Below are 24309 nucleotides of genomic sequence, written 5' to 3' on the forward strand. Positions count from 1 at the left end.
GTCTCCCTTATGTATCGGATCAGATGCGGTTGAGGCGATTGACCAGCGCGGCAGCCGCCACGAAAGCCAGTGAAAGGGCGAGGATGATGACCGAGATCGCATTGACCGCCGGGCTGACGCCCAGCCGGATCATCCCGAACATGTAGATGGGCAGCGTGGTCGATGAGGGTCCGGCGAGAAAAAGCGAGATAACAAAATCATCGAGCGACACGATCAGAGCCAGGATGAAGCCCGACATCACGGCAGGCCAGAGCAACGGCAGCGTGACGTAGTAGAACCCCTTGGCCGGTGTCGCGTAGAGGTCCGCCGCCGCCCGCTCGATCGTCATGTCCATGGAATCGAGCCGCGCCTTTACGGTCATGAAGGCGAAGGGAATGCAGAACACGGTATGGGCTGCGATCAGCCCGCCAAGCCCGAGCGGCAGGCCGATGCTGATGAAGAAGATCAGCGTAGCGACGGCGGTGACGATTTCGGGAATGACCAGCGGAAATGACAGGAACGGCATCAGCAGGCTTTCGCCGTAGAGACGTTTGCCGCGGAAACCGAGTGCCGCCATGGTGGCAAGCGCCGTCGACAATGTGGCCGCCGAAAGCGCGATGATCAGAGAATTGAACGCCGCCGCGCGAAAATCCGCGCTCGCCAGTACCGTCCCATACCAGCGCGTGGAAAAGCCACCCCAGATCGTTGCCATCTGGCCGCCATTGAACGAATAGACGAAGAGCACCGCCATCGGCAGGTAGAGATAGACGAACAGCAGGACGGTCGCGCTGGTCAGCCCGCGAAGACGCCAGGGGAGAGACTGGAAGCGCTGGCTCATGCGCGCGCCTCCCGTGCCCCGACGACGAAACGCAGGGCGGCAGCCAGCGCCACGATCAGCAGCAGCACGAAGGAGAGCGCTGCGCCGAACGGCCAGTCACGCGCCGCGCCGAACTGGTTCTCGATCAGGTTGCCGATCATCATCGACTTGGAACCACCGAGCAGCGCCGGCGTCACATAAGCGCCGAGACCAGGAATGAAGACCAGCAGGCATCCCGCGACGATGCCTGGACGAACGCCGGGAACGATCACATAGAACAGCGTCTTGATCCGGTTCGCGCCGAGATCGAAAGCCGCTTCGACCAACGAGAAGTCGAACTTTTCCAGGGCCGCATAGAGCGGCATCACCATCAGCGGCAGGAATGAATAGATCAGGCCGATCGCTACCGCCGTGTCCGTATAGAGAAGGTCGAGCGGCTGCGACGTGATGCCGACGCCCATCAGAGCCTGATCAAGCAGCCCCTCGGTCCGCAGCAGCAGGATCCAGGCATAGTTGCGCACCAGCAGATTGACCCAGAACGGGATCGAGATCAGAAAAATATAGAGGTTGCGGCGCTCGACACGCTGAAGCGCCACGAACAGGGCTGCGGGAAACGCAATCAGCAGCGTGCCGACCACCGTCAGGCCGGACAGGACGAAGGACCGCAGATAGATGGTCATGTAGTCGGTGTTGAGCTCGACCCCACCCATCAACGATTCCTCGAAGAGGAAATTGCCATAGGCCCGCAGCGTAAACTGGCCCCATGTGACCCCGCCATCCGGCGCGCGCTCGACGATGGAGACAAAGGCCATGATCAGCATCGGCAGGCCCATGAAGACCGCTATGACGAGCACGGCCGGCAGCGTCTGAAAATAACGCTTCAGCCCGTTGACGGGATTGTATCCGGGCGCGCTCATTGGCCAATCACCGCAAGCTGCGTTGGGTCCACCGCCAAGCGAACGTCGTCGCCGACGGCCAGTTCGCTGGCGAGCCTGCCGGGCGCATCGACATGCGCCACGCCGAGACAGCCGGCAAGCTTGACGCGGATGCGGGTCGAAGCCCCGGAAAACACCAGTTCCTCGACAGTCCCGCGCAGGATACCGTTGTTATCGACGCGCAGTGCCTCCGGCCGGATAACCACCTGCGCGTGATCCGGTCCCTTGATCGGAAGCGTGGTTCCATCCGCCAGCAGCAGGGTACCGTCGGGTGCCGCGCGCACATCATAGATATTGGATTCGCCGATGAAGCCCGCGACGAAGCCGGTTTTCGGCCGCGCATAGATTTCCTGCGGCGACCCCACCTGCTCGACCCTGCCTGCATTCATGACCGCGATACGGTCCGACATCGCCAGCGCCTCTTCCTGGTCGTGGGTAACGAAGACGAATGTCGTCGCCGTCTCTACCTGCAGGCGCTTCAGTTCGCCCTGCATTTCCTTGCGCAGCTTGTAGTCAAGCGCCGAAAGCGGCTCGTCGAGCAGCAGGAGCCGCGGCTTGCAGGCGAGCGCCCGGGCCAGCGCCACCCGCTGCTGCTGGCCGCCGGAAAGTTCGGCCGGCTTGCGGTCGAGGTAGCTGTCGAGGCGGACCTGTTCGAGTGCCAGCCGCGCCTGCGCATGGCGTTCCGCCTTCGGCACGCCGCGCATCTTCAATCCGAACGTCACATTGCGCAGAATGCTGAGATGCGGAAACAGGGCGTAATTCTGGAACACCGTGTTCACCGGGCGCTGCCAGGGCGGGACTCGCAGCAGCGGCTCGGCGTCGAGCAACACTTCCCCCGCTCCCGGCAGTTCGAAACCCGCAAGAATACGCAGGAGCGTGGTCTTGCCGCAGCCCGACGGTCCGAGCAGCGTGAAGAACTCACTCTCCTTGATATCGAGTGCGACGCCCCCCAGCGCCGTCGCTCGATTGGCACCATAACTGTGGACGACACCGCGGATCTGCAGGAAAGACATAAGCGCATCTCAATTATTATAATTGTATATCGATTACTATATGCGTATATCGACAAATGACGGCGGTCAAGGGTTGCGCTATGAAGGATTTCGAGCAGGCCCCCGGGCTGCTTGCAACGGAGAAGGCATCGCGTCAGCCGATGCTGGGGAGGACAGGGACATCGATGATCGAAGCAGCGCTCAAGGACATGGTCGCCGAACTCAACGCCCGGCAGGCCGCCAATCCAACGCCGTCCCTCTCCGACATTCGTTCGGCATATCGTGAAGGCTATCACGAGCGCGGGCCGGCCTATATCGGCAGCGTGGCAGTGGAGGATATCGCCATATCGCAAGCCGGCGTTCCGATCCGCCTCTATACGCCGTCACGGGCAAGACCCGACACGTTGATCCTCTATTTCCACGGCGGCGGCTACGTACTGGGCAATGTCGAGACCTATGATCGGCAGTCGCGATGGATCGCCGAAATGAGCGGCCGCCGCGTCGCGTCGGTCGATTATCGTCTGGCTCCGGAACATCGTTTTCCCGCAGCCACTGATGACGCGATGACCGCCTGGGACTGGGCCACCAACGGACTGGGCCTCGCACCTGACGATATCATCGTGTCCGGCGACAGCGCCGGCGGCGGACTGGCCATTGTCGCAGCCCTTCATGGCGCCCTTCGCGGGCAACGTCCACGCGCGGCGGTACTGCTCTATCCCGCCACGGACTTTCGCTTGCCCCACGACGGCCAACCGACCGGGTCGATGAAGGAATTCGCCAAGGGCTATTATCTCGAAACCGATGAGCTCTACTGGTTCGCCGACCACTATCTGCGCGCTCCCGAGGACGGGACGGACTGGCGCAGCTCCATGATCCTCTCGCCGGATCTGCACCTGATGCCGCCGACCCACATCCTCGCCGCCCGCGCCGACCCGATCTATGATCAAGGCGTCGAATTCGCCGCCGCGCTTAGAGAAAAAGGCGTCACCGTCAGTCACGAGAGCTTCGACGGCATCCTGCACAACTTCATGGAGCATGTGCAGATTTCCCCGGGCTCGCAACGCGCGGCGGAAACCTACCTCAGCATCCTGAACGCCGCTTTCGAACACCGGTAAGCCAGATCCGCGAGCGGCAGCAACCTCGATCAGCCCGTGAAGGCACGCTCGCGTGAACATTTTGGCTTGTTGCCACGATGCCGGTGCGGGCCTGATGGCCTATGCGGCACGGACCCGGGTGCAACCCATGTGCACCCGGAAAGCAGATCGTCACACCCACCGCCGGCGAAGTCCCCGTAGCCGCCGAGGCATTGAATGCCGAGATCAACGACATGTATCCGCCGGCCGAGGTTCCCGACATATTAAAAGAAGTGCATGAATGGACCGGCTTTAGCGATCTTTCCGATCGGTATGGCTGCCTCAGCATTCTGCCCATCAGCCCGACCGAAAGCGAGACAGCCCATAAGCTGAAGCGCCCTGTCTTCGGCATCTACATCTGGGGCAGCGAGCAATACCGGCAGGAAGGAATCCGGTTGCTTCGCCTTCTCGCTGGGTTGCCACGTGCCGCTTAAGTTCTCACTCTGTCCGACCTTGCCGCACGATTTCGCACTCCTCTTGTTCCGACCCCAGCACTCTCAGCTAAAAACGATACCGCCGTCCACATTCAGCGTCTGGCCGGTAACGAAGGCGGCGTCGTCGGACGCGAAGAAGGCGACGGCGCCGACCACGTCTTCCGGATCGCCGATGCGGCGCATGGCGGTCTTGTCCTGCCAGCTCTTGCGCACCTCAAGATCATCGAGGTTCACGCGGCCCATGTCCGTCAGGATGATGCCGGGACAGACGCAGTTCGCCGTGATCCCATCGGCACCGACCTCCTGAGCCAGAACGCGTGTGAAGCCCATCACGGCGGCCTTCGAGGCCGAGTAGTGCGCCTGGGAAGGAGCACCGTGCTTGCCACCAATCGACGCTATGTTGACGATGCGCCCGTACTTGCGCGCCTTCATCATCGGCAGCAGCGACTGGATGACCAGGAACGTGCCCTTGGCATTCACATCCATCACGCTGTCCCAGTGTTCCTCCTTCAAGCCGTCCACGTCGCCGGCTATCAGGATGCCGGCATTGTTCACGACGGCGTCGATATGGCCGAAGGCTTCGGCGATGGTCTTCGCCATGGCCTCGACCGCGCTTTTGTCGCTGACATCGGCTAGCGCGAGCACGGCCCGGCGGCCAAGGGCCTCGATCTCGGCAGCGACACCTGCAAGGGTATCTTTCTGGCGCGCGATGTCGTTCAGGGCGACGTCGTAGCCGCGCTTTGCAAGGCCGATCGCTATGGCTGCGCCGATGCCCCGGCTGGCGCCAGTAACGAGGACTGTGCGATTGGAAGCAGTCATGAGAAGTCTCCGTGAGCTATAGTGCAGTATAGCCGCCGTCGATCGTCAGCACCGTTCCGGTGATGAAGCTCGACGCATCGGCGGCCAGGAAAAGGACGGCATTGGCGATTTCATGCGGCTCACCGAGACGCCCCATCGGGGTCATCGTCATCCATGTATCGAACCATTCGGGATTGCTGCGGCCGCGCAGTGTCAGTTCGGTTCCGACATAACCGGGTGCGACGGCATTGACGCGCATGCCGTTCTTCGCCCATTCGACGGCGAGCGACTTGGTGAGGAGGTTGACGCCAGCCTTGGCCGCATTGTAGGCGACCTGCGGCTGAGGATGGACGACGATCTCGCCGCACATGGATGAAACATTCACCATCGTGCCCCGCCCTGCGGCGACCATGCGACGGCCAAAGGCTTGCGCGCAATGAAAGACACCGCCGAGATCGATGTCGATAACCGCCTTCCAGTCCTCGAAACTCATCTCGGTCGCCGGCGCGTTGCGCACAATGCCCGCATTGTTGACGAGAACATCGACTGCGCCGTGTTGCTGGTAGATCGTCTCCACGACACGCGTGACCATGTCAGGATCGGTGACATCGAGCGCGAAGAACGTCGCTTTGCCACCCGCCGTCGCAATGGCCTTTGCCGTTGCCTTGCCTTCGGCCTCGTCCCGGTCGACCACGACAACTTCGGCGCCCGCGGCGACCAGGCGCTCGGCGATCGCCCGGCCGATGCCGCGCGCCGCTCCTGTTACGACCGCACGCTTACCATCCAGCCGGAAATCCGCATCCCCGCTCATGCCGTCCTGCCTTTCTGCCCGCGGACGGACTTCAGCGCCGGATAGAGTGCGAGATACTGCTGGTAGATATCCGCGTAGAGCGCCATCTCGCGGGTGCGCGGTTCGATGCGTTTACCGGGCCGGACCATCGCGGCGATACCATCATCGATGGTCGCGAAATGGCCCGCGCCATGGGCGGCAAGAACTGCCGAGCCGACGGACGGCGCATCGCGCGAGGCCGGCACGCAGACCGGCAGGCCTGCCGTATCGGCATGGATCTGCAGCCAGAGGTCGGAGGCGCCGGCACCACCACCCACGGTGATTTCCGTGCCGCGGTAACCGGCGTCCGCCATGGCGTCAAGGATGGCGCGCGTACCGAAGCCGATCCCCTCCATGATCGCCCGGAAGATGTGGTGCGGCTCGTGGGCGAGCGTGAGGCCGACGATCGCCCCGCGCGACAACGGATCGGTATAAGGCGTCCGGTTGCCCTGGAAATGGTCCTGCACGAGAAGCCCCTCACAACCCGGCTCCAGCGCAGCCGCCTTCCGGTTCAGGTCGTCGAGGTCCATGGTGCCGTTCATGAGGCGGCCAAGCCAGGCGATGATGGATCCCGTGGAGGTCTGGCCGCCCTCGACGATGTAGCGGTCGGGATAGACGCAGTCCCGGTAGGTGCCCCAGATGCCGGGCGCATGAACCGCCGATTCCGTCACGCCGAATTGCAGGTGCGAGGAGCCGGTGATCAAAGCGAGCTGACCCGGATGGGCCACGCCGAGACCGATCATGCCGATCAGCGCATCGGCCCCGCCCTGGACGACCTTCACCTGGGTCGACAGGCCGAGTTCGCCGGCGGCCCTTGCCGACAGGTTCGCGATTACGCCGCCCGGCGGAACGATGCGCTGCGGCCATTTGTCGAGCAGGGAACCGAGACCCAGCGCCTCCACAAGCGTGGCGGGCCAGCCGCCGCGATCCGTCTGATAATGCCAGCGCAGCGTGACATTGTTCAGGCTGGCGGCGCGTTCGCCCGTGAGCCGCAACGTCATGAAGTCCTGATACTCGCAGATCGTATGAGCCTTCTCGAAAACCTCCGGCTCGTTGCGGGCGATCCACAGCACCTTAGGGATCATCCATTCCGCCGAAACGGGACCACGCCCCCCACCATTGGAGATCAGCGCGCCGTCTCCAGTCGCCAGAACCGCTTCCGCCTCGGCGCTGGCGCGCACATCCATCCATATGATCGCGGGCCGAAGCGCCTTACCCTCGCGATCCAGCGCGACGACCGTGCAGCTCGTCGTCGCGAGCGTGATTGCCTCGATGGCTGATGGATCGACGCGCGCGTTCTCGATCGCCTGTCTAGCTGCCGCGACGAAGGCCCGCCACCAGTCTTCCGGGTCCTGCTCGGCACGCGCGCCCGCGGAGAATTTCGTCTCGTAAGCCACGGCAGCACTGCTTAGACAGGCGCCGGATAGGTCGTAAACGCGCGCGCGGAGGCTTTCGGTGCCACCGTCGGCGGTCAGGAAATAGGCCATCTTTCTCCTCCCGGCAGATACCTTTTCGGCGCTATTGAAGAGAGCGCATGATTTCCAAGGCTTTCGAGCCGTACATGACGGCCGGCCCGCCTCCCATCTCGATCGCCACCTCCAGCGCTTCGATCAGTTCGGCTTCCCTTGCTCCATGTTTCACGGCCGCATCGACGTGATAGAGGATGCAATCCTCGCATCCCTTGGCAACGGCGATCGCAACAGCCATCAGTTCCTTCTGTGCGGCACTGAAGGTGCCGGCGCTCGCCGCCACCTTGCTGACCCTGGCAAAGCCGCCGAAAAGCTCGGGGCTGGCCTTGGCCAGCGTGCCGATGCGCCGCTGCGCGTCTTTCAGTCGTTCCATCGTATCGGCCATAGTGCCTCCTCATGCTGTAAGAATATCAAGCACGTCCCTGGTCTGGTCCCATTGCGGCATATGGCCGGAGCGCGCCAGAAGATGGATCGCGACAGTGGGCGGCAGCGCCAGTACGTGTTTCCAGGGAATGATCCGGTCCTCAAGGCCGAAGAGAACACGCACGGGCACCTTGCCGGACAGCTTGCCGATCGCCGCCAGGCCGTCAACCTTCTGTCCGGACGTTCCGGCGATCGCCCGGGCCAATGCCGCGAGCCTGCCTCTGGAAAGATCGGCCGCAAGCGCCGCCAAGGCCGCATCCGACAGGTCCACGCCGTTGACCGACAAGCGCCGCAGGAGATGGGCGACCTCGCCCGGCGCTTCCGCCTGCGCCATGCCATGCACGAAGCCGGTGTCGATCTCCGAGCCGAGGCCGGCCGGCGCGATAAGCGAAAGCGAGCTTACCCGCCCGGGCATCGCATTCGCCAGGCCAAGTGCCGCCATCGCCCCGAGGGAATGGGCCACGACGTCAATCTCGGCAAGGCCGAGAGCATCGAGAAATTCCGGCAGGTCCTGAGCAAGCTCCGATGCATCCCGCACCTCGATTTCCGTCAGGCCATGGCCCGGCAGGTCGGGCGTGACGACGCGCCGGCCGGCGCGCTTCAGGCCGGCAGCGACGGAAGCCCATGTCGTGCGATCGCCCGAAAAACCGTGCAATAGCAGCACCGGCCGGCCGGAGGCCGCGCCGCTGTCCGAATAGGCCATTCGCCCGCGCCGGAGCGTGGCAAAGCGCACGTCGGCCGGCCCCGAGACATTGCCGGCAGCCGCAAGGACATCGGCCTTCTCGATACGGCCGCGCCGACCGGTGCCCGCCATCGTGGCGATATCCAATCCCTGGCGACGAGCCAGCCTGCGCGCCAATGGCGTCGCCCGCACCCGCTCACCCTGGCGCATCGCTGCGCGAACGGGCGCAACAGGTTCGATGGTTTGCATCTGAACGATCGGCATGGAAGGCTCGATGACTGGAGCAACCAGAGCAGCAGGCGCTTCGATACGCGCGATAGGCTCGCCGACCGTCACCATCTCACCCTCGCCGCACAGGATGGAAACCATCCTGCCGTCATGCAGCGCGGGAAACTCGGCAATCGTTTTGTCCGTCTCGATCTCAAGGATCGCCTCACCCCGGGCAAAACGGTCGCCGGGCGACTTCAGCCACTTGGCGATGCGCCCCTCCTCCATCGTCTCGCCGAGACGTGGCATGGCGAGATCGGTCTCGCTCCAGCCGTCGGCCGCGTTCGTGTCACTGGAGACGTGATCGGATTTGTCGCCGTCTTCGGTCGTCCAATCTGGGCCGTCGCCGATGTCGAGGCGCGCCAAGGGTTTGCCGACGTCCACCATGTCGCCGATGGACACGAGAATTTCCCCGAGCCGGCCGTCGCCGAGCGCGGGAAACTCGGCGATCGTCTTGTCCGTCTCGATTTCGAGGATCGGGTCGCCGCGCTTGAAGCTGTCGCCCGGCGCGATCAGCCAGCCCACAACCCTGCCCTCGTCCATCGTTTCGCCGAGGCGGGGCATCTTCAGGATGCGTTCCGTCATGACAGCATTCTTTCCGCGGCATCGGCGATGGAACGGGGGGAAGGCACGCTGCCGGATTCGAGATCCTGCGAAACGGAAATCGGAATGTCCTCACCCGCGACGCGCACGACGGGCTGCTCCAGGAAGTCGAAGCACTCTTCCGAAATGCGCGCTGCAAGCTCTGCGGCCACGCCGGCCGTCATCACGCCCTCGGACACGACCAAAGCCTTCCCGACCTTCTCGACATGCTCGCGCACCGTATCGAAATCCAGCGGATTGAGGGTGCGAAGATCGATGACGGTCACCTCTATGCCCTTGCGGGAGAGCGCCTCGGCGGCCTCCAGTGCGTAGAACACCTGCCGGGAATAGGTCACGATTACGAGATCCTTGCCGTGGCGGCGCACGGCGGCCTTGCCCCACGGCAGCGGCTCGGCATCGAAATCCACCTCTTCCTTGCGGGTGTAAAGCGCCTTGTGCTCGATGAACACGACGGGATCAGGCTTGGTCAGGCTCTGGCGCAGGAGATGATAGGCATCGGCCGCCGTCGCCGGCATGGCGAGGCGCAGGCCGGGCGTATGCATGACCCAGGCTTCCAGGCTCTGGGAATGTTGTGCGCCGGCCGAGCGCCCCGTGCCGCCCTGCGTGCGCAGCACCATCGGCACCCCGATCTGCCCGCCGAACATGTAGCGGATCTTCGCCGCCTGGTTGGCAAGCTGGTCCATCGTCATACCGAGGAAATCGACATACATCAACTCGGCGACAGGGCGCAGGCCGGTCATCGCCGCCCCCACCGCCGCACCGATGATCGCCGGTTCAGAAATCGGCGTGTCGATGAGGCGCTGCGGCCCATGCGTCTTGATCAGATCCTTCGTGACGCCGTAAGCGCCGCCGTAACGGCCGACCTCTTCGCCGATCACGACGATCGTCTCGTCTTCATGCATCGCATCGTCCAGCGCCTTGCGCAGTGCGTCTCTGTAGGTGGTGGAGGTCATCATGCGTCATCCCTGGCAAGTACACGATCGATCCGAGCGCTAACCGGCTCCGGCTCGGGTTCTCCGACGGCATAGACGTCGCGGAACATGGAAGAGAGCGGTGGCGCCTTGGACTCGACGGCGAAGTCGATCGTCGCATCCATTTCGGTCGCGATCTCCTTGTCCAGCACGTCGAGTGCGGCGACCGTTTCGAGACCGTTTGAGATCAGTTTCTCGCGAGCAAACAGAACCGGGTCTTTCTTGCGACCCTCGACTTCCTCCGCCTCGCTGCGATAGGGGCTCTTGTCCATGCGGGCATGGCCGAAGAAGCGGTACACTTCGACGGACAGGAAGCCGGGTTTGCCCGCGCGAGCGTCGTCCACGAGCCAGCGGGCCGCGGTTTCCACTTCCTCGACGTCGAGGCCATTCACCACGGCGCCGTTGAGGCCGAAGGCCTTGGCGCGCTCGTCAAAGCGGCTGCTTCGGGTGGCCTGGTCGATGCGGGTGCCCATGCCATACTGGTTGTTGACGCACACGAAGAGCACCGGCAGATCCCAAAGTGCTGCCATGTTCATGCTCTCGTAGAGGATACCCTGCTGCATGGCGCCGTCGCCGAAGAAGGCGATGGAGACCGAGTCCTGCTTGAGCTGCTTGCTCGACAGGCCGGCCCCGACGACGGCCGGAATGCCGCCGCCGACGATGGCGTTGGCGCCGAGATGCCCAAGCGCCATGTCGGCGATGTGCATCGAGCCGCCCTTGCCCTTGCAATAGCCAGTTTCCTTGCCGCCGATCTCGGCCATCATCTGCGCCGGATCGGCGCCGCGGGCGAGGAAGATGCCGTGGCCGCGATGATGCGTCGTGAATGTATCCTGCGGCTTCATGGCGGCACAGACGCCGGCGGCGCTGGATTCTTCGCCGATCGACAGATGTAGCATGGAACCGGCCGAGTGGCCGCGGAGGAAGAGTTCACCTACCCGCTCTTCAAACGTGCGGATGCGCCGCATGGTCCTATAGAGTTCGAGAAGGTTGGAATTGACAGGAGCGCCCACGCGTCCCTCCCTGTTGCTTGCAATGTTGAAATTGAACCGGCCGTGACTAGAGCAGCTTGAGTTTCGTCGTGCGCGACACGATCGCCACCGCGACGAGGATGATGAGACCCTTCACGATGCTCTGGATGTACGTGTCCATGCCGATGAGGTTGAGGCCGTTGTTGATGACCCCGATGAAGAGGGCACCGAAGAAGGTGCCCGCGATCGTCGCGGTGCCCGGACGGAACATGGTCATGCCGATGAACACCGTGGCGAGACCGTCGAGCAGGTAGCGTTCCCCGGCATTGGGCTGGCCCGAGCCGAGGCGGGCGGCGAGCAGCGCACCGGCGACAGCGGCGAAGAGACTGCACACGATGAGCCCGGCGGCGCGATAGAAGCGTCCGTTGACGCCCGACAGTTCTGCCGCCTTCAGGTTGCCGCCGACGGCGTAGATGTAGCGGCCGAAGATCGTGCGCTCCATTACGAACCATGCCAGCGCCACGAAGAGAACCATGGCATAGGCGAGGACCGGGATGCCGAGCAACTGGCCCTGGCCAAACCACAGATAGGTATCCGGAAGACCGCCGTATATGGCTCGCCCGCCGGTCGTCAGGAAGTTGACGCCATAGAGAATGGAACCGGTCGCCAGCGTGGCGATCAACGACGGTACGCCGACGAGCGTCACCAGCGCAGCGTTGATCGCGCCGACCAGCAGGCCTGCCCCGACGCCGGTCAGTAGCGCAACCGGCAGCGGAACGCCGGAGACCAGCATCAGCGGCACGAGGATACCCGACAGGCCGACCATGTAGCCGACCGACAGGTCCATCTCGCGCGCGGCGAAACCGAAGGTCAGCCCGGCCCCGACGATCGTCAGCATGGAAATCTGCTGCACGATGTTGAGAAGGTTGGTGGTCGTCAGGAAACGATCGACGCTCAGCGCGAAGCCCAGGAAAAGCAGGATGAGCACGAAGAGCGTGCTGTAGCGGAGCAGCCAGTCCTTGCGGATGCGGCTGGACGAAGCCTCCCTGGCTTCGGCGGTGGGGGATGCAGCGTTCACGGGAGCACTCCTGCCATGGCTGAAATGAATCGGTTTTCGGAGAAGTCGGGTTTGGCGATCTCACTACAGGCCCGGCCGTTGACGAAGGGGACGACGCGATCGGAAACCTCGGCGATTTCCATGAGGTCGGACGAGGTGACGATGACCGCCGTGCCCTGTGCCGCCAGCCGTCGGATCTGCGCGTGGATTTCCCGCTTGGCTCCGATATCGACGCCTTCGGTTGGCTCGACGAAGATCATCAGGCCGTAGCGCGCATCCGCGCCGTAGAGCCACTTGCCGATAGAGACCTTCTGCTTGTTGCCACCACTGAGGTCCTTGATCATCTGGGCGCTGGAATGCGCCTTGACGTTGAGGAGCGCCATGATCGATGCGGCCTCGCGCCTCTCCCTTGCCGGGGACAAGACACCGAGGCCGCCGACTGCCGCATGCGCGGGATGGACCATGGCGAGATTTTCCCGCACCTCCCAGTCGGCCACGAGGGAATTTTCCATGCGCTGGTCTGGGATGAAGGCCACGCCGCGCTTCTGCATTCGGCGGGCATCGATCCGTGCAAGCGGTTCTCCCTTGAAAAAGGCCTTGCCGGCGACGACGCCCTCGCCGGTATAGATCGAGCGCGCGAAACCGAAATGCCCCGCGCCAGTAAGCCCGATCAGCCCGACAATCTCCCCTGCTCGGATGGCGAAGTGGTCGACATGGACATTGCCGGCGCGCCAGCCGTCCGCCTGGAAGACTGTCTGGCCCTGCTGACGCTCGCGGACGGCCTCGGCCTCCATTGCGGAGGGCTTGCCTGAGCGCTGCAGCATATAGTCGATGAGCTGCGCCTCGGTCGTCTCGCCGGCCGGCCGGGTGGCGATATGCCGGCCGTCGCGCAGGACCGTGATACGGTCGCTCAGCGCTTTCACTTCGGACAGGAAGTGGCTGATGAGCACGATGCCGATGCCGCGCGCAGGAAGGGACCTTATGATGCTCCAGAGGCTTTCCTTCTCGCGCGACGGCAGGGTCGCCGTCGGTTCGTCGAGGATCAGAAGGCGGATATCGCTGCGCAGCGCCCGGACGATCTCGATGACCTTCTGGTCGGCCATCGGCAGGCTTTCCACCGGCGCATCGAGATCGATCGGAACATCCGGAAACCATTGCGTCATGAGCGCAGTGGCGCGCCGCTTCAGCGCGCGCCTGTCGATGATGCCGAGCGCCATGCGGGGCTCATCGCCCAGAAGGATGTTCTGCGCGGCGCTGAGGGCCGGTACGAGGCTGCCTTCCTGCGAGACATGAGCGATGCCCTTGCGCAAGGCGTCACCCGCGCTGGCAAGCGTCACTTCGGTTCCGTCGACATGGATCCGGCCGGCTGTCGGCTGTTTGGAACCGCCGAGAATGCTGACCAGTGTCGTCTTGCCGGCGCCGTTCTCGCCGATAAGACCATGAACCTCGTCGAAGCGGAAATCGACGCTGACGCTGTCGAGCGCCCGGGTGCCGGGATACTGCATCACGATGTCGGATAGGCTGACGGACATCCGTCTCTCCACAGAACCTGTTCGCGAAAAGGTGCCGGCCCGCCGCAAAAGCGGGCCGGCCTGGCGGTCACTTGGGGAGGAATTCCGCGCAGTTCTGCTTGGTGACGAGCGGCGCATCCATGTAGACGGTCTTCGAGGGGATGACCTTTGCCGGGTCTTCCTTCTTCTCGACGATCGCCTCGATCCATTCGCCCGCCTGCGCACCCATCTTCTCGAAGGGCTGGCTGACGGTGGCGATCATCAAGCCGCCTTCCTTGCACACTTCCGCAACGGCATTCGGATGACCGTCGATGCCGATGACCTTAACGTTCTTGAGGCCCGCGCCCTGGAGCACGTTAATGGCGGCCTGTGCCGGCTCGTCCCAGGGCGCCCAGACCGCATTGATCTCCTCGCCGAAGCGGGAGGCATAGTCCTGCATGGTCGAAGTCGTGTCCTCGAAGAAGGCTGTGTAGTCGATATTGTGCTCGGCCAGCACCTTCACGTCCGGATACTCCTTGAGGATCGTCTCCATGACGTCGCCACGCTTGCGGGTGCCATGATGCTCGGCCATGCGCAGGAAAATGATGTTGCCCTTACCGCCCAGTTCGTTCAGCAGATAAGGCGAGACATCCGAGGACATGGCCCAGTTGTTGGTGGTGATATCGGCGAGCACGCCCGGAATGTAGCCGCTGTCGACCGTGATGACCGGGATGTTCGCCTTGATGGCCGCATCGAGCGCCGCGCGCGAGGCGCGCAGATCCGCCATAGTGATGATGATGGCATCCACGCCGCGCGCGGCCGCATCCTGCAGGTTCGAGGCCGTACGTTCGCCCGAACCGCCGCTGTCGAGCAGGCTGACATTCCAGTCCTTGCCCGTTTCCTTCAGCCAGGCATCGAAGCCGGCCTTGACGCGCTGCTCCGACTGGGCGGCGGCATTGGCATGTACCCATGCCAGGTTCATTGCGCTGGCGCTGACGGCAGACAACAGAAATCCTGCAGCGGCAGCGAGTGCCGCTTTCCTCCACATTCCAGACATGTGATTTCCTCCAATACGGATCGATGATTGACCCGTTCCCTCATTCGCGTTCAAAGCGAATGAGAAGAGTAGAATATGCATTGAGACAAATGTCAAACAAAATTACATTTGTACTCGAAAGGACGAATCATGCCCCTTGAAGACGACGAACTGATGATCCGCGCGGCCTGGTACTACTATGTCGGAGGCCTCAATCAGGAGATGACGGCCAACCGGCTCGGACTGACCCGCGCGCGGGTCAACAAAATGCTGTCGGAAGCGCGGGAAAGCGGCCTTGTCAGCATATCGATCGATCATCAGCGCGTTGGCGTGCTGCCCATCGAGGACATGCTCAGCCGCCGGTTCGGCCTCGACTTCTGCATCTCCACACCAGCCTTCGGTTTCCATGACGGCTCCCCCGCTGACAGCGATATCCGCAAGCAGATTGCGTTCCGGGCGGTGGGCGTCGCAGCTGCAAACCACCTGAAGACACTTCTAGCAGAGAATGAAAGCATCACGGTCGGGACCGGCTGGGGGCGCACGATCGAACAGATGACACTGCACCTTGCCGGCGTGCGTGCGCCGCACGCTCGCTTCATCTCGGTCATGGGTTCGCTGACTGCGAATAACGCCTATAATCCGTTCGAGGTGGTCCACAACCTGGCCCGCCGCACCGGCGCACAGGGTTTCTTCCTGCCCGTTCCGTTCATCGCCGACTCGGTCGAGGACAAGCGCGTACTCCTCTCACAGCGCTCCGTCGTCAAGGCGATGGAGATTGCCGAAACGGCATCGGTCTGCATCATCAGCGCAGGCGAACTGACGGAAGAATCCCTGTTGCGAAACCAGGGCATGATCAGCAAGGCGGAGCTGGAAAGCCTGCGGGACGCCGGCGCGGTCGGCGACACGAACGGCATTTTCTTCGACAAGGACGGCCGTCAGGTGGATCACGATCTCAACCAGCGGACCATCGCGCTCGGCTTCGAGCAGTTGAAAACGCTGCCGGTTATCCTGCTGATCGCAGGACAGGAAAAGGCCCATGCCGCCAAGGCGCTGCTCCGTAGCGGGATCGTCAATGGCCTGATCATCGACGGCGATACGGCCCAGACAGTGTCATCCCTCGGATAGCGCCCTGATGAAATGCCGCAGCCAGCAACGTCTTGGATGCCAACGGACGTACTTGAGCATCTTGATTTTCACTCAGGGCTGGCCTGGGATTTGCGCCGAGAAGTGACCATCCTTTTCGTCAGGATTCGTTGATCACAGCCAGACGATGACAGTTGCGGGCAGAGCAAGGGCGGAGAAGACGCCGGTCGGACATCAGTCGTATCGGGTGGCGATGCGGCGCCAATCCTGGAGACGACCGAACATGATCTCCCTCGATGGGTTCTGAGCAGCGTTTCCCGGTTCACCTCATAGAGAGGTGATTTGCAGCGCCGAAGCGGCGGCCTCGGCGTTTCTGATCGCCGAATGTACAACTGGTTTTGCGGCGAAGACCTTCGGATTGAAAAATGCAGGTATTTCCGAGCCTAACCCACAGTCGGCCATCTCGCCCCAGGGCCGCATCCAATGCTGCCATAAAATCCCATAAGCCTCTTCTCAGCAAATGAGGAGTGGTGGCCGAGCGCCTGGCGGGAACAAACCTCCCGGAGATGGGACCATCTTTGATCGACAGGGTCTTTGACCGCGGCCCTAAAGAACAAAATCCACCAGCATTTTGATATTCAACCCCGCGATGACGATCGCGATCAGCAGTGCCAGCGCCGTCAGCCAACGCGGCGCGATGAGCTCTCCCATTTTCCGGCGATCAGCCGTGAACATCACGAGCGGGAAGACCGCGAAGGAAAGCTGGAGGCTGAGGACGACCTGCGTGAGGATGAGAAGCTCGGCCGTTCCGCTGTCGCCATAGATGATGGTCACGCCGGCAGCCGGAATGATGGCGATCCCCCGCGTGATCAACCGCCGCAACCAGGGCGCCAGGCGCATGCGCAGGAACCCTTCCATGACCACCTGTCCGGCCAGCGTCGCCGTCACCGTCGAGTTGATGCCGCAGCACAGGAGCGCCACGCCGAAGAGCGTGGGGGCGAGGGCGATGCCGAGAAGCGGCGCCAGAAGATTGTGCGCCTCGCCGAGTTCGGCGATGTCCGTGCGACCTGTCGCGTGAAAGGCCGCGGCGGCGAGGATCAGGATGGAGGCATTCACCAGGAGCGCGAACATGAGCGCCACGGTGGAATCAATCGTCGCGAATGTCAGTGCCTCGCGCCGCTCGGCAAGCGTCTCCCCATAGGCACGCGTCTGGACGATCCCGGAATGCAGATAGAGATTGTGCGGCATGACGGTCGCCCCCAGAATACCGAGCGCGAGGTAGAGCATGTCCGGATTGGTGACGATCTCGGTCGTCGGCGCAAAGCCGCGGATGACCTCGCCCCAGTCCGGATCCGCAAGACCGATCTGGACAGCGAAGCAAACGGCGATGATGCCGAGCAGGGCAATCACGAAGGCCTCGAGCCAGCGGAAGCCCATGCGCTGCAGGTAGAGGATCAGGAACACGTCCAGCGCCGTGACGATGACGCCGACTTCCAGCGGGATGCCGAAGATCAGGTTGAGGCCGATTGCCGTGCCGATGACCTCGGCAATATCGGTGGCGATGATGGCGATTTCCGCCAGAAGCCAAAGGCCGATCGCCACGGGGCGAGAAAAGGCGTCGCGACAGGCCTGTGCCAGGTCGCGACCCGAGGCGATCGCCAGCCGCGCGCACAGCGATTGCAGGACGATCGCCATGATGTTGGACACCAGCGCCACGACAAGCAGCGTGTAGCCGAAACGTGACCCGCCGGCGAGCGAGGTCGCCCAGTTGCCCGGATCCATGTAGCCGACGGCGACGAGATAACCCGGCCCGAAGAAGGCAAGCGCCCGCCGGAGCGTCGATGCATCCTTCCTGACTGGGATAGAGCGATGAACATCGGAGAGGGAGACGTCTCCGCCCGCATGCAACCAACCTTCCCGACGCGTATCCATGTTCGATCCACTAGTTGCAAATGCTATTGCAAGTCATTCGCATAAATGACGTGAAGCCGCAAGGGCATTCATGCCGCGATATCGTCGGGTTTCAGCGCACCATGATGCGCGCCTTCGATGGCACCCGGGTATAGAGGTCGATGACATCCTGGTTGATCAGCCGAACGCAGCCGGAGGAAACGGACGTGCCGATGGAGTTCCACTCGCGAGTCCCATGCAGGCGATAGAGCGTGTCTTCGCCGTTCTGGAAGATATAAAGGGCGCGGGGCGCCGAGCGCGTTGTCCGGTCCGGGCGGCTGCCCGCCGTTTTCAACGGAGAATTTCGCCAGTTCGGGCTGGCGCGCGATCATTTCGGCCGGCGCCTTCCAGCGCGGCCATCTCTGGCGCCACTGGACAACCCCCTCGCCCTCTTAGGCAAAGCCGGCTCGGCCGAGCCCCACCCCGTACCGCATGGCCGTGCCGCCGGGCTCCACAACATAGAGAAACCTAGAGCCTACATCGACCACAACGGTGCCTGCAGGCTCGCCCGTGGTGTTCATCACCCGCTGGCGATAGAATTTCGGATCGATCTGCTGGTAGGGAACGGCCGGCAATGTGTAGCCACCATCCTCCAGGCCGGCATAGCGCGCCGCCAGTTCCTCCTCGCTCGGCAGTCCCATGGGGCGGCGGGCGATGCTTGGCGTGATGTTCGTGATGCTGGCGGGAGAGAGGGTGGAACAGGCCGTAAGTGTCGACGACACCATACCCAGGAGGAGAACCCGCCTGGATAGCGCGGGGGGCCTGGTCGTTCACGTCTTTGCGCTCCGTCGACGGTTGCATCATGGTTTCGCGGCGCCCGTCGGCGCCGACATATCGATTTCACTGCGGATATGGAGCGCGCTGTAAGCAGTCACGACCAGGACGAAACCCGACAGGACGAGCAGCATGATCCAGTTCCGCGCCGAATCGTGCGCTGGTGCACACCGTCGACCAACTGGTTCGCCGCCTCAGTTGGCACCGTGGTCGTGCCCATCGTCAGATGCGTCAGGCATGGCGACATCGGGAACGAGCTTCTCGATGCGCGCGCTCGCCTTGAGGTCGGCGACGATCTTGCCAACGGCCTGGGCCTCCATGCCGCTCCGCAGCTCCGCCGACACGGTTTCGAAGGCGGGCGGTTCGCGCTTGCGCCGCTCTTCCAGCTTCAGGACGTGAAAACCGAACGGCGTTTCGATGGGGTTGGTGGAAGTCTCGCCAGCCTTCATCGTCGCAATGGCCGTTCCCAGCTCCGGCGGAAGCTGCTCGATCGTCAGAAAACCGAGGTCGCCGCCTTTACCCTTCGATGCGTCGTCCAGCGAAGCACGTCCCGCCACCTCCTCGAAGGGCATTCCCCCGGCAATGTCGCGGATGGCCGCATCGGCGCTGGCCTGGTCGCTGGTCAGGATGTGCCGCAGGCGCACCTCCTCGACTACCGGCATCGCGGCGACACGCTCGTCATAGGTCTTGCGCACCACATCTTCCGTCACGACGACCGCGGCGGCCTTGGCCAGGTAGGCCTGCCTCAAGGCCTGCTGGCGGAGAAACGCCATCTGGCGCTTGAACGTCTCGTCGTTCTCCATACCATCACGGATCGCAGCATCCGACACCACCTTGAGATCGATCAGCGCATCGACGACAGCCGATTTCCTGGCCTCCTGCGTCGCCTCTGGATTGGAATCACCGAGGAACGAGGTTGCGAACGCGACATCGGATTCCAGAATTTCCGTATCGCCGACGCGGGCCGCAACCTGGTCCGCCCGTTCCTCGGCGAAGGCTGGAATAGCAGCCAGAATGAGCCCTGCGAGAAGGGCATTCCTGATGTTTCCGATGGTCATTTTCCTGCTACCGCAACGAGGGGCTCGATAATGGAGCGCATTTGCTCGATCGGCATGACGCCGGTGTATTTCTGGCCGTTTATGAAGAAGGTCGGCGTCGAATCCACGCCGAGCTCCTGGCCCCGCGCGGCAACGGCGTTCACCTTGTCGAGCAGCGCCTGGTCGCCAAGGCAGGCCTCTAGATCTACTTCCTTCAGGCCTGTCATCGAAAGAACTGACAGGAAGCCCGCTTTCCCGTCTTCCACCCGCGCCCAGCGCGGCTGGTTGCGGAAGAGCAGATCGACTGTCGGATACCATTTGTCGTCGCCCATGCAGCGGGCGAGCATGAAGGCGGCAGTCGATCGTGGATCGAAGGGGAATTCGCGCAGGATGAAGCGAACCTTGCCGGTATCGACGAACTCCGCCTTGAAGGCCGGCCAGACGTTGAGGTGGAAATTGGCGCAGTGGCCACAGGTCATCGAAGCATATTCGATGATGGTGACGGGCGCATCGTCGCGCCCGAGGACCCGCTCTGGCAAGCGGCCAGGTTCCATGAGGTCAGGTGTCGCCGTCGTGCCGTTACCCTGTGCCATCACATGGCTTGCCGCCAGCAAGCCCAGCCCCGCCACGGTCGATCCCCAAAATTGCCGCCTGTTCATGTCGCCTCCAAATTCAAGGAGCCGGATCATAAAACCTCTAGCTACTTGAGGTGCAAGTGCGCGAAAGCGCGCATTTCCGAGAATTCTGCAAAGGCTGGAAACCGCGTGGAAATCGGCGCCGCTAACGGCTTCTTAAGCACAATGCCGCGACATTATCCTTCGAGGTCGGAGCTACTTGAGTGTTACGGGCATGCCGCACCACGCAGTCGTGAGATGGATCGTCATACTGCTGATGTCACTGGTCGTCGGCATCAGCACAACAGCGTCGGCCGCCGCCCGCAGCCATCCATCGTTCGAGCCGTCGCACCTTACTGCAAACCTGACGGTCGCGGATATCGATAACGACATTCCCGATCACCCGGCCCCGGCGGACAGTTGCCACGAGGCCTGTGGCTGGCTTGTCGAATGGCACTGGCCGGGAGTGGGTCCTGCGTATTGCCTACGGCCCGACCGAGCGTCCGACCCGCAGGTACCAGGTCCCGTCCTCCTGATCCTGCCTCCCCCTCGCGTGGCTTGACGTTACAGGCGTGGCCGTGCCGGGTCGATTGCGGATAACAGGCTCCATCGAGCGGCTGCACTGCAATCGGCGGCCTGTTCCGCTTCACCGTATTCTTCCACTTTTTGATCGCGGGTGACAGATGGCGGCCTGATGCGCCCTGCCCGCAGCAAGGATGATTTCCATGAGACGTCTCTTCCCATCCGACATAGACCCCGCCCCGGCAGTGGTGGGCCTTGACCGGCGAAGCTTCAGCCTTGCAACTCTCGCGCTGCTCATCTCGCCGAGCCTTGCCCTTGCCCTTGCCGAGGGGAAGAAGCGCACATTAGACATCGACGCACGTTTCTTGCCGCAACTCGTGACCTCGCCCTATTCGGAAGAGCCCGGCACCATCGTGGTCGCGCCGCAGGACCGTTACCTTTACCTCATCGAAGAGGACAGTTTTGCACGCCGCTACGGGGTCGGGGTCGGCCGCGCCGGATTGGCCTTTTCCGGCTCGGCGACCGTTGGCCGCAAGGCAAAATGGCCAAGCTGGCGACCGACCGACAACATGATCCGGCGCAACCCGAAGAAGTATGCCCGCCATGCCGGGGGCGTGCCGGGCGGACCGAAGAACCCGTTGGGCTCCCGGGCCCTCTATCTGTTTCGCGACGGGCGCGACACGCTCTACCGGATTCACGGCACCACCGAACCCTGGACAATTGGCAAAGCGGTTTCGAACGGCTGCATCCGGATGGTTAACGACCATGTCGAGGACCTTTACGAACGGGTTCCCGTGGGAGCCCGGGTCGTCGTGATTTCGTAAGGGTGCGGCCCGGTCGCGGGAGCCCTTCTGCCAACGTTGCCGGCGCCATTGCGCGCGCCGGCAGCCTCGGATGGGGGCCTGTCCAGGCCTCCGCGGCAGGAGCTGAGGACAGGATCGGTGCCCGCCCGGCCGCCATCAACTGGATCTTAACCCTTCATTGACCATAATCCTCACCGGTGCCTGAGCGCCGTCATCCGCTTTCGATGGCTGTATCTCGTTGGATTGGAACGTGTCGTGTTCGAGTATTTGTTGCCCGCGTCGTGGGTCCACGCCCTGCATCCCGTTGCAAGGAATGGTTTTGGCAAAGCTGCGCGCCGGGTTGCGCAGGCAAGTGCGATTGCCGTCGCCGCCCTGACCGCCGCCCCCTCCGCAGCCTTTGCGGAAGTCCGCGCGCTTAAGCTGTTCTTCACCCATACCGGCGAGCGTGCGACAATCACCTACAAGCGCAATGGCAAGTACGACCCGAAGGGGCTCGCACAGGTCAATCGCCTCCTGCGCGACTGGCGTCGGAACGAGCCGGCCCGCATGGATCCGCGCCTGCTGGATCTGGTCTGGGAAGTCTACCAGCGCGCCGGCGCGAAGGATTACATCAATATCGTCTCGGCCTACCGTTCACCGGCCACCAACACCATGCTGCGCGGCCGCTCGCGCAATACAGGCGTCGCGAAGAACAGCCAGCACACACTCGGCAAGGCGATGGACTTCTTCATTCCCGGCGTCAAGCTCGCGCGGCTGCGGGAGATTGCCATGCAGCTGCAGATCGGCGGCGTCGGCTACTATCCGACCTCCGGCTCGCCCTTCGTGCATCTCGATGTCGGCCGTGTCCGGGCCTGGCCGCGGGTGTCGCGCCAGGAGCTGGCGCGCATTTTCCCGAACGGCCAGACACTGCATCTGCCGGTCGACGGCCGGGCCTTGCCGGGCTATGATCTGGCGATGGTGGACTACAAACGGCGGGTCAAGGCGACATCCGTGATCGCCGCCAGCACTGCGGGAAAATCGAAATTCAAAGGTGAGGCATCTCCGTCCGAAAGCACGCTGCTCACCGCCATGCTGCCGACCCGCAAAGGCCGCGCGGAGAAGGCATTGGAGCTGCAGACCACACGCGAGATGGTTGCCGAGGAGCCGTCATTCGTCGACCTCGCGACGATTGTTGCGCCGCTTCCGACATTTCGGTCCGCCGCTATCGAGCGCGCACTTCCCGTGAACACTGCCGCGTTCGTTCCGTCCGCATCGTTCTGGGTCGTGCAGGGCACGGGCCTGCTGCGGCAGCCGACTGCGGTCGAGTCCAGTCTCACCGGTTCAGGCCTTTCCGGCACGCAGGCGGAATGGGCGGTTTCCGAAACCGCGCTCCTCGACTGGGCGCTCGCACCGGCCAAGGAACTGGAGCAGCTGCGCCTTCCGACGAGCTTGCGGCAGACGGTGGCAAGCGCCGAGGATATCCAGCAACCACTGGAGCGGCGTGTTCAACCCGCCGACCAGCAGACGACGTTCGACGAGAGCCGTTTCTGGTCGGATGGCTGATGGCGCGGCCCGGTCACTCGTGCCGGGCGACAAGCGCACCCGGCGGATCCACCTGCACCGTGACGTGATCGATGTTCCCCTTCGCCTTGAGCCAGGCGGCGATCACCGGCGGCAGCGATAGGGGATCGACTCCCGCGGCGGGACTGACATGGACCGTCGCGACGATGCTCTCGTCGGTCAGTGTCCAGGCGTGAAAGTGGCCGGCTCCTGACACGCCTGGAAGGCTCCGCAAGCTCGCTTCTATGTCATCCGCGCGGATGCCTTTCGGCGTTGCCTGCAGGAGGACGCGAATGGAATCGACAACGAGCCCCCAGGCCGACCGGATGACGAGGCCGGCGACGAGCACCGACAGGATCGGATCGAGAATACTCCAGCCTGTCAGCATGATACCGACCGCCGCTGCAATCGCGCCGACCGATCCCAACAGGTCCCCGATGACGTGCAGGAGCGCTCCGCGCAGATTGCTGTCGCCGCTGTTGCCGGTCCACAAGGCATAGGCGCCGATCAGGTTCACCCCGAGGCCGATGACAGCGACAACCAGCATGGGGCCGGCAAGGATTTCCGCGGGCTCGTTGATCCGCTGCACGGCCTCCCACGCGATCCAGACGACCAGCAGCAGCAGTGTTGCGCCATTGGCAAGGGCGGCGAGAACCCGCACGCGGTGAAACCCATAGGTCCGCTGCGCATCGACGGGCCAGCGTGCAACGCGATAGGCGATCAAGGCCAGCAAGAGCGCCGCCGAATCCGAAACCATGTGCCCGGCGTCCGCGATCAGGGCAAGCGACCCGGCAAGCCAGCCTCCGACCGCCTGCACGAGGGCGTAGCTGGCCGTGAGGATGAAGACAAGACGGATCCGCCGTTCGTTCGATGGCGTCACCTCGGCCCCATGATCGTGGTCGCCGTCCGAATGGGCATGCCTCGCATCACTGCTCATACTCTCGACATCCCGTTTCCCGTTCATGGCTGCATTGACGGAAACTGCCGCGGGTCCACGCCGTCGTCAACCGGTGCCATGAGTATGCCCACCGGATGGCGCACGGGTGTCCAAATGCCGTAGAAGGTTGCCGATTGTCGCCGCTGTTGTGATGTGAAGCCGCGTAC

The 24309-nt window shown here is 63.3% G+C and carries 22 protein-coding genes and 2 pseudogenes; 5 read left to right on the plus strand and 19 right to left on the minus strand.

Going from position 1 to position 24309, the window contains the following annotated elements:
- Positions 1-19: 19 nt before the first annotated feature.
- Genes AC1RT2_RS29610 through AC1RT2_RS29620 form a run of 3 tightly spaced genes read right to left on the minus strand, consistent with a single transcriptional unit; the run spans position 20 to position 2744 of the window.
- Positions 20-817 (minus strand): ABC transporter permease, encoded by a 798-nt coding sequence (locus AC1RT2_RS29610; protein ID WP_493107738.1) that lies wholly within the window; start codon positions 815-817, stop codon positions 20-22.
- Positions 814-1713 carry an ABC transporter permease gene (locus AC1RT2_RS29615; protein ID WP_493107740.1) on the minus strand — a complete coding sequence of 300 codons (900 nt, stop codon included), beginning with the start codon at positions 1711-1713 and terminating at the stop codon, positions 814-816. The genes AC1RT2_RS29610 and AC1RT2_RS29615 overlap by 4 nt, the downstream gene beginning before the upstream one ends.
- Positions 1710-2744, minus strand: a complete 1035-nt coding sequence (locus AC1RT2_RS29620) for an ABC transporter ATP-binding protein (protein ID WP_493107742.1) — start codon at positions 2742-2744, stop codon at positions 1710-1712. The genes AC1RT2_RS29615 and AC1RT2_RS29620 overlap by 4 nt, the downstream gene beginning before the upstream one ends.
- Positions 2745-2908: 164 nt before the next feature.
- Here AC1RT2_RS29620 and AC1RT2_RS29625 point away from each other — a divergent pair, with 164 nt between their 5' ends.
- Both AC1RT2_RS29625 and AC1RT2_RS29630 read left to right on the plus strand, forming a co-directional pair.
- Positions 2909-3838, plus strand: a complete 930-nt coding sequence (locus AC1RT2_RS29625; protein ID WP_493107744.1) for an alpha/beta hydrolase — start codon at positions 2909-2911, stop codon at positions 3836-3838.
- 191 nt (positions 3839-4029) lie between these two features.
- The gene (locus AC1RT2_RS29630; RefSeq protein WP_493107816.1) at positions 4030-4290 is read left to right on the plus strand and encodes a hypothetical protein; all 261 of its coding nucleotides are present in this window, start codon (positions 4030-4032) and stop codon (positions 4288-4290) included.
- Positions 4291-4353: 63 nt separating this feature from the next.
- Here AC1RT2_RS29630 and AC1RT2_RS29635 read toward each other — a convergent pair whose 3' ends face one another.
- The 10 genes from AC1RT2_RS29635 to AC1RT2_RS29680 all read right to left on the minus strand — a co-directional run bounded on the left by AC1RT2_RS29635 (position 4354) and on the right by AC1RT2_RS29680 (position 14904).
- Positions 4354-5109, minus strand: a complete 756-nt coding sequence (locus AC1RT2_RS29635) for an SDR family NAD(P)-dependent oxidoreductase (RefSeq protein ID WP_493107746.1) — start codon at positions 5107-5109, stop codon at positions 4354-4356.
- 16 nt (positions 5110-5125) lie between these two features.
- Complete coding sequence (locus AC1RT2_RS29640; protein WP_493107748.1) at positions 5126-5899, minus strand: SDR family NAD(P)-dependent oxidoreductase; 774 nt, start codon at positions 5897-5899, stop codon at positions 5126-5128.
- Entirely contained in the window at positions 5896-7404 is a 1509-nt protein-coding gene (locus tag AC1RT2_RS29645) for an FGGY-family carbohydrate kinase (RefSeq protein ID WP_493107750.1), read from the minus strand. Before AC1RT2_RS29645 ends, AC1RT2_RS29640 begins: the two co-directional genes overlap by 4 nt.
- A 31-nt stretch (positions 7405-7435) precedes the next feature.
- Positions 7436-7771, minus strand: coding sequence for a carboxymuconolactone decarboxylase family protein (locus AC1RT2_RS29650; protein WP_493107752.1), 336 nt, complete (start codon positions 7769-7771; stop codon positions 7436-7438).
- A 9-nt stretch (positions 7772-7780) separates the two neighbouring features.
- Positions 7781-9343, minus strand: coding sequence for an acetoin dehydrogenase dihydrolipoyllysine-residue acetyltransferase subunit (locus AC1RT2_RS29655; RefSeq protein WP_493107754.1), 1563 nt, complete (start codon positions 9341-9343; stop codon positions 7781-7783).
- Positions 9340-10317: an alpha-ketoacid dehydrogenase subunit beta gene (locus AC1RT2_RS29660; RefSeq protein ID WP_493107756.1), complete on the minus strand. Its 978-nt coding sequence runs from the start codon at positions 10315-10317 to the stop codon at positions 9340-9342. Before AC1RT2_RS29660 ends, AC1RT2_RS29655 begins: the two co-directional genes overlap by 4 nt.
- Complete coding sequence (locus AC1RT2_RS29665) at positions 10314-11342, minus strand: thiamine pyrophosphate-dependent dehydrogenase E1 component subunit alpha (protein ID WP_493107758.1); 1029 nt, start codon at positions 11340-11342, stop codon at positions 10314-10316. Before AC1RT2_RS29665 ends, AC1RT2_RS29660 begins: the two co-directional genes overlap by 4 nt.
- A 46-nt stretch (positions 11343-11388) precedes the next feature.
- On the minus strand, positions 11389-12378 hold the full coding sequence (locus AC1RT2_RS29670) for an ABC transporter permease (RefSeq protein WP_493107760.1): 990 nt from the start codon (positions 12376-12378) through the stop codon (positions 11389-11391).
- Positions 12375-13889: a sugar ABC transporter ATP-binding protein gene (locus tag AC1RT2_RS29675; protein WP_493107762.1), complete on the minus strand. Its 1515-nt coding sequence runs from the start codon at positions 13887-13889 to the stop codon at positions 12375-12377. Before AC1RT2_RS29675 ends, AC1RT2_RS29670 begins: the two co-directional genes overlap by 4 nt.
- A gap of 67 nt (positions 13890-13956) precedes the next feature.
- Positions 13957-14904 (minus strand): sugar ABC transporter substrate-binding protein, encoded by a 948-nt coding sequence (locus AC1RT2_RS29680; RefSeq protein ID WP_493107764.1) that lies wholly within the window; start codon positions 14902-14904, stop codon positions 13957-13959.
- A gap of 129 nt (positions 14905-15033) precedes the next feature.
- On the opposite strand from AC1RT2_RS29680, the gene AC1RT2_RS29685 reads away from it, so the two are divergent.
- Positions 15034-16008 (plus strand): sugar-binding transcriptional regulator, encoded by a 975-nt coding sequence (locus AC1RT2_RS29685; protein WP_493107766.1) that lies wholly within the window; start codon positions 15034-15036, stop codon positions 16006-16008.
- A gap of 132 nt (positions 16009-16140) precedes the next feature.
- Here the strand turns inward: AC1RT2_RS29685 and AC1RT2_RS29690 are convergent.
- The 5 genes and pseudogenes from AC1RT2_RS29690 to AC1RT2_RS29710 all read right to left on the minus strand — a co-directional run.
- Positions 16141-16257: pseudogene (locus tag AC1RT2_RS29690) on the minus strand (IS5/IS1182 family transposase); the annotation flags it as partial.
- 315 nt (positions 16258-16572) lie between these two features.
- A complete protein-coding gene (locus AC1RT2_RS29695) occupies positions 16573-17898 on the minus strand; it encodes an Nramp family divalent metal transporter (RefSeq protein WP_493107767.1) in 1326 nt (441 codons plus the stop codon).
- A 91-nt stretch (positions 17899-17989) separates the two neighbouring features.
- A pseudogene (locus tag AC1RT2_RS29700) lies at positions 17990-18641 on the minus strand (L,D-transpeptidase).
- A gap of 243 nt (positions 18642-18884) precedes the next feature.
- Positions 18885-19748, minus strand: a complete 864-nt coding sequence (locus AC1RT2_RS29705) for a peptidyl-prolyl cis-trans isomerase (RefSeq protein ID WP_493107769.1) — start codon at positions 19746-19748, stop codon at positions 18885-18887.
- Positions 19745-20386, minus strand: coding sequence for a DsbA family protein (locus AC1RT2_RS29710; protein ID WP_493107771.1), 642 nt, complete (start codon positions 20384-20386; stop codon positions 19745-19747). Before AC1RT2_RS29710 ends, AC1RT2_RS29705 begins: the two co-directional genes overlap by 4 nt.
- A 680-nt stretch (positions 20387-21066) precedes the next feature.
- On the opposite strand from AC1RT2_RS29710, the gene AC1RT2_RS29715 reads away from it, so the two are divergent.
- Together AC1RT2_RS29715 and AC1RT2_RS29720 are read left to right on the plus strand one after the other, a co-directional pair.
- Complete coding sequence (locus AC1RT2_RS29715; protein ID WP_493107773.1) at positions 21067-21687, plus strand: L,D-transpeptidase; 621 nt, start codon at positions 21067-21069, stop codon at positions 21685-21687.
- 249 nt (positions 21688-21936) lie between these two features.
- Positions 21937-23208, plus strand: coding sequence for a peptidoglycan L,D-endopeptidase MepK (locus AC1RT2_RS29720; RefSeq protein ID WP_493107814.1), 1272 nt, complete (start codon positions 21937-21939; stop codon positions 23206-23208).
- A 13-nt stretch (positions 23209-23221) separates the two neighbouring features.
- Here the strand turns inward: AC1RT2_RS29720 and AC1RT2_RS29725 are convergent, their stop codons facing one another.
- On the minus strand, positions 23222-24142 hold the full coding sequence (locus AC1RT2_RS29725) for a cation diffusion facilitator family transporter (RefSeq protein WP_493107775.1): 921 nt from the start codon (positions 24140-24142) through the stop codon (positions 23222-23224).
- Positions 24143-24309: the final 167 nt, after the last annotated feature.

The sequence above is a fragment of the Shinella sp. GW821-FHT11G07 genome, assembly GCF_058808115.1.

Excerpts from the sequence above, each read along its gene's own strand:
- AC1RT2_RS29685 (WP_493107766.1), top strand. The coding sequence starts at position 15,034 with ATGCCCCTTGAAGACGACGAACTGATGATCCGCGCGGCCTGGTACTAC.
- AC1RT2_RS29650 (WP_493107752.1), bottom strand. The coding sequence starts at position 7,771 with ATGGCCGATACGATGGAACGACTGAAAGACGCGCAGCGGCGCATCGGC.
- AC1RT2_RS29680 (WP_493107764.1), bottom strand. The coding sequence starts at position 14,904 with ATGTCTGGAATGTGGAGGAAAGCGGCACTCGCTGCCGCTGCAGGATTT.
- AC1RT2_RS29715 (WP_493107773.1), top strand. The coding sequence starts at position 21,067 with ATGAGACGTCTCTTCCCATCCGACATAGACCCCGCCCCGGCAGTGGTG.
- AC1RT2_RS29675 (WP_493107762.1), bottom strand. The coding sequence starts at position 13,889 with ATGTCCGTCAGCCTATCCGACATCGTGATGCAGTATCCCGGCACCCGG.
- AC1RT2_RS29695 (WP_493107767.1), bottom strand. The coding sequence starts at position 17,898 with ATGGATACGCGTCGGGAAGGTTGGTTGCATGCGGGCGGAGACGTCTCC.
- AC1RT2_RS29705 (WP_493107769.1), bottom strand. The coding sequence starts at position 19,748 with ATGACCATCGGAAACATCAGGAATGCCCTTCTCGCAGGGCTCATTCTG.
- AC1RT2_RS29635 (WP_493107746.1), bottom strand. The coding sequence starts at position 5,109 with ATGACTGCTTCCAATCGCACAGTCCTCGTTACTGGCGCCAGCCGGGGC.
- AC1RT2_RS29610 (WP_493107738.1), bottom strand. The coding sequence starts at position 817 with ATGAGCCAGCGCTTCCAGTCTCTCCCCTGGCGTCTTCGCGGGCTGACC.
- AC1RT2_RS29655 (WP_493107754.1), bottom strand. The coding sequence starts at position 9,343 with ATGACGGAACGCATCCTGAAGATGCCCCGCCTCGGCGAAACGATGGAC.
- AC1RT2_RS29640 (WP_493107748.1), bottom strand. The coding sequence starts at position 5,899 with ATGAGCGGGGATGCGGATTTCCGGCTGGATGGTAAGCGTGCGGTCGTA.
- AC1RT2_RS29625 (WP_493107744.1), top strand. The coding sequence starts at position 2,909 with ATGATCGAAGCAGCGCTCAAGGACATGGTCGCCGAACTCAACGCCCGG.
- AC1RT2_RS29645 (WP_493107750.1), bottom strand. The coding sequence starts at position 7,404 with ATGGCCTATTTCCTGACCGCCGACGGTGGCACCGAAAGCCTCCGCGCG.
- AC1RT2_RS29710 (WP_493107771.1), bottom strand. The coding sequence starts at position 20,386 with ATGAACAGGCGGCAATTTTGGGGATCGACCGTGGCGGGGCTGGGCTTG.
- AC1RT2_RS29725 (WP_493107775.1), bottom strand. The coding sequence starts at position 24,142 with ATGAGCAGTGATGCGAGGCATGCCCATTCGGACGGCGACCACGATCAT.
- AC1RT2_RS29620 (WP_493107742.1), bottom strand. The coding sequence starts at position 2,744 with ATGTCTTTCCTGCAGATCCGCGGTGTCGTCCACAGTTATGGTGCCAAT.
- AC1RT2_RS29660 (WP_493107756.1), bottom strand. The coding sequence starts at position 10,317 with ATGATGACCTCCACCACCTACAGAGACGCACTGCGCAAGGCGCTGGAC.
- AC1RT2_RS29615 (WP_493107740.1), bottom strand. The coding sequence starts at position 1,713 with ATGAGCGCGCCCGGATACAATCCCGTCAACGGGCTGAAGCGTTATTTT.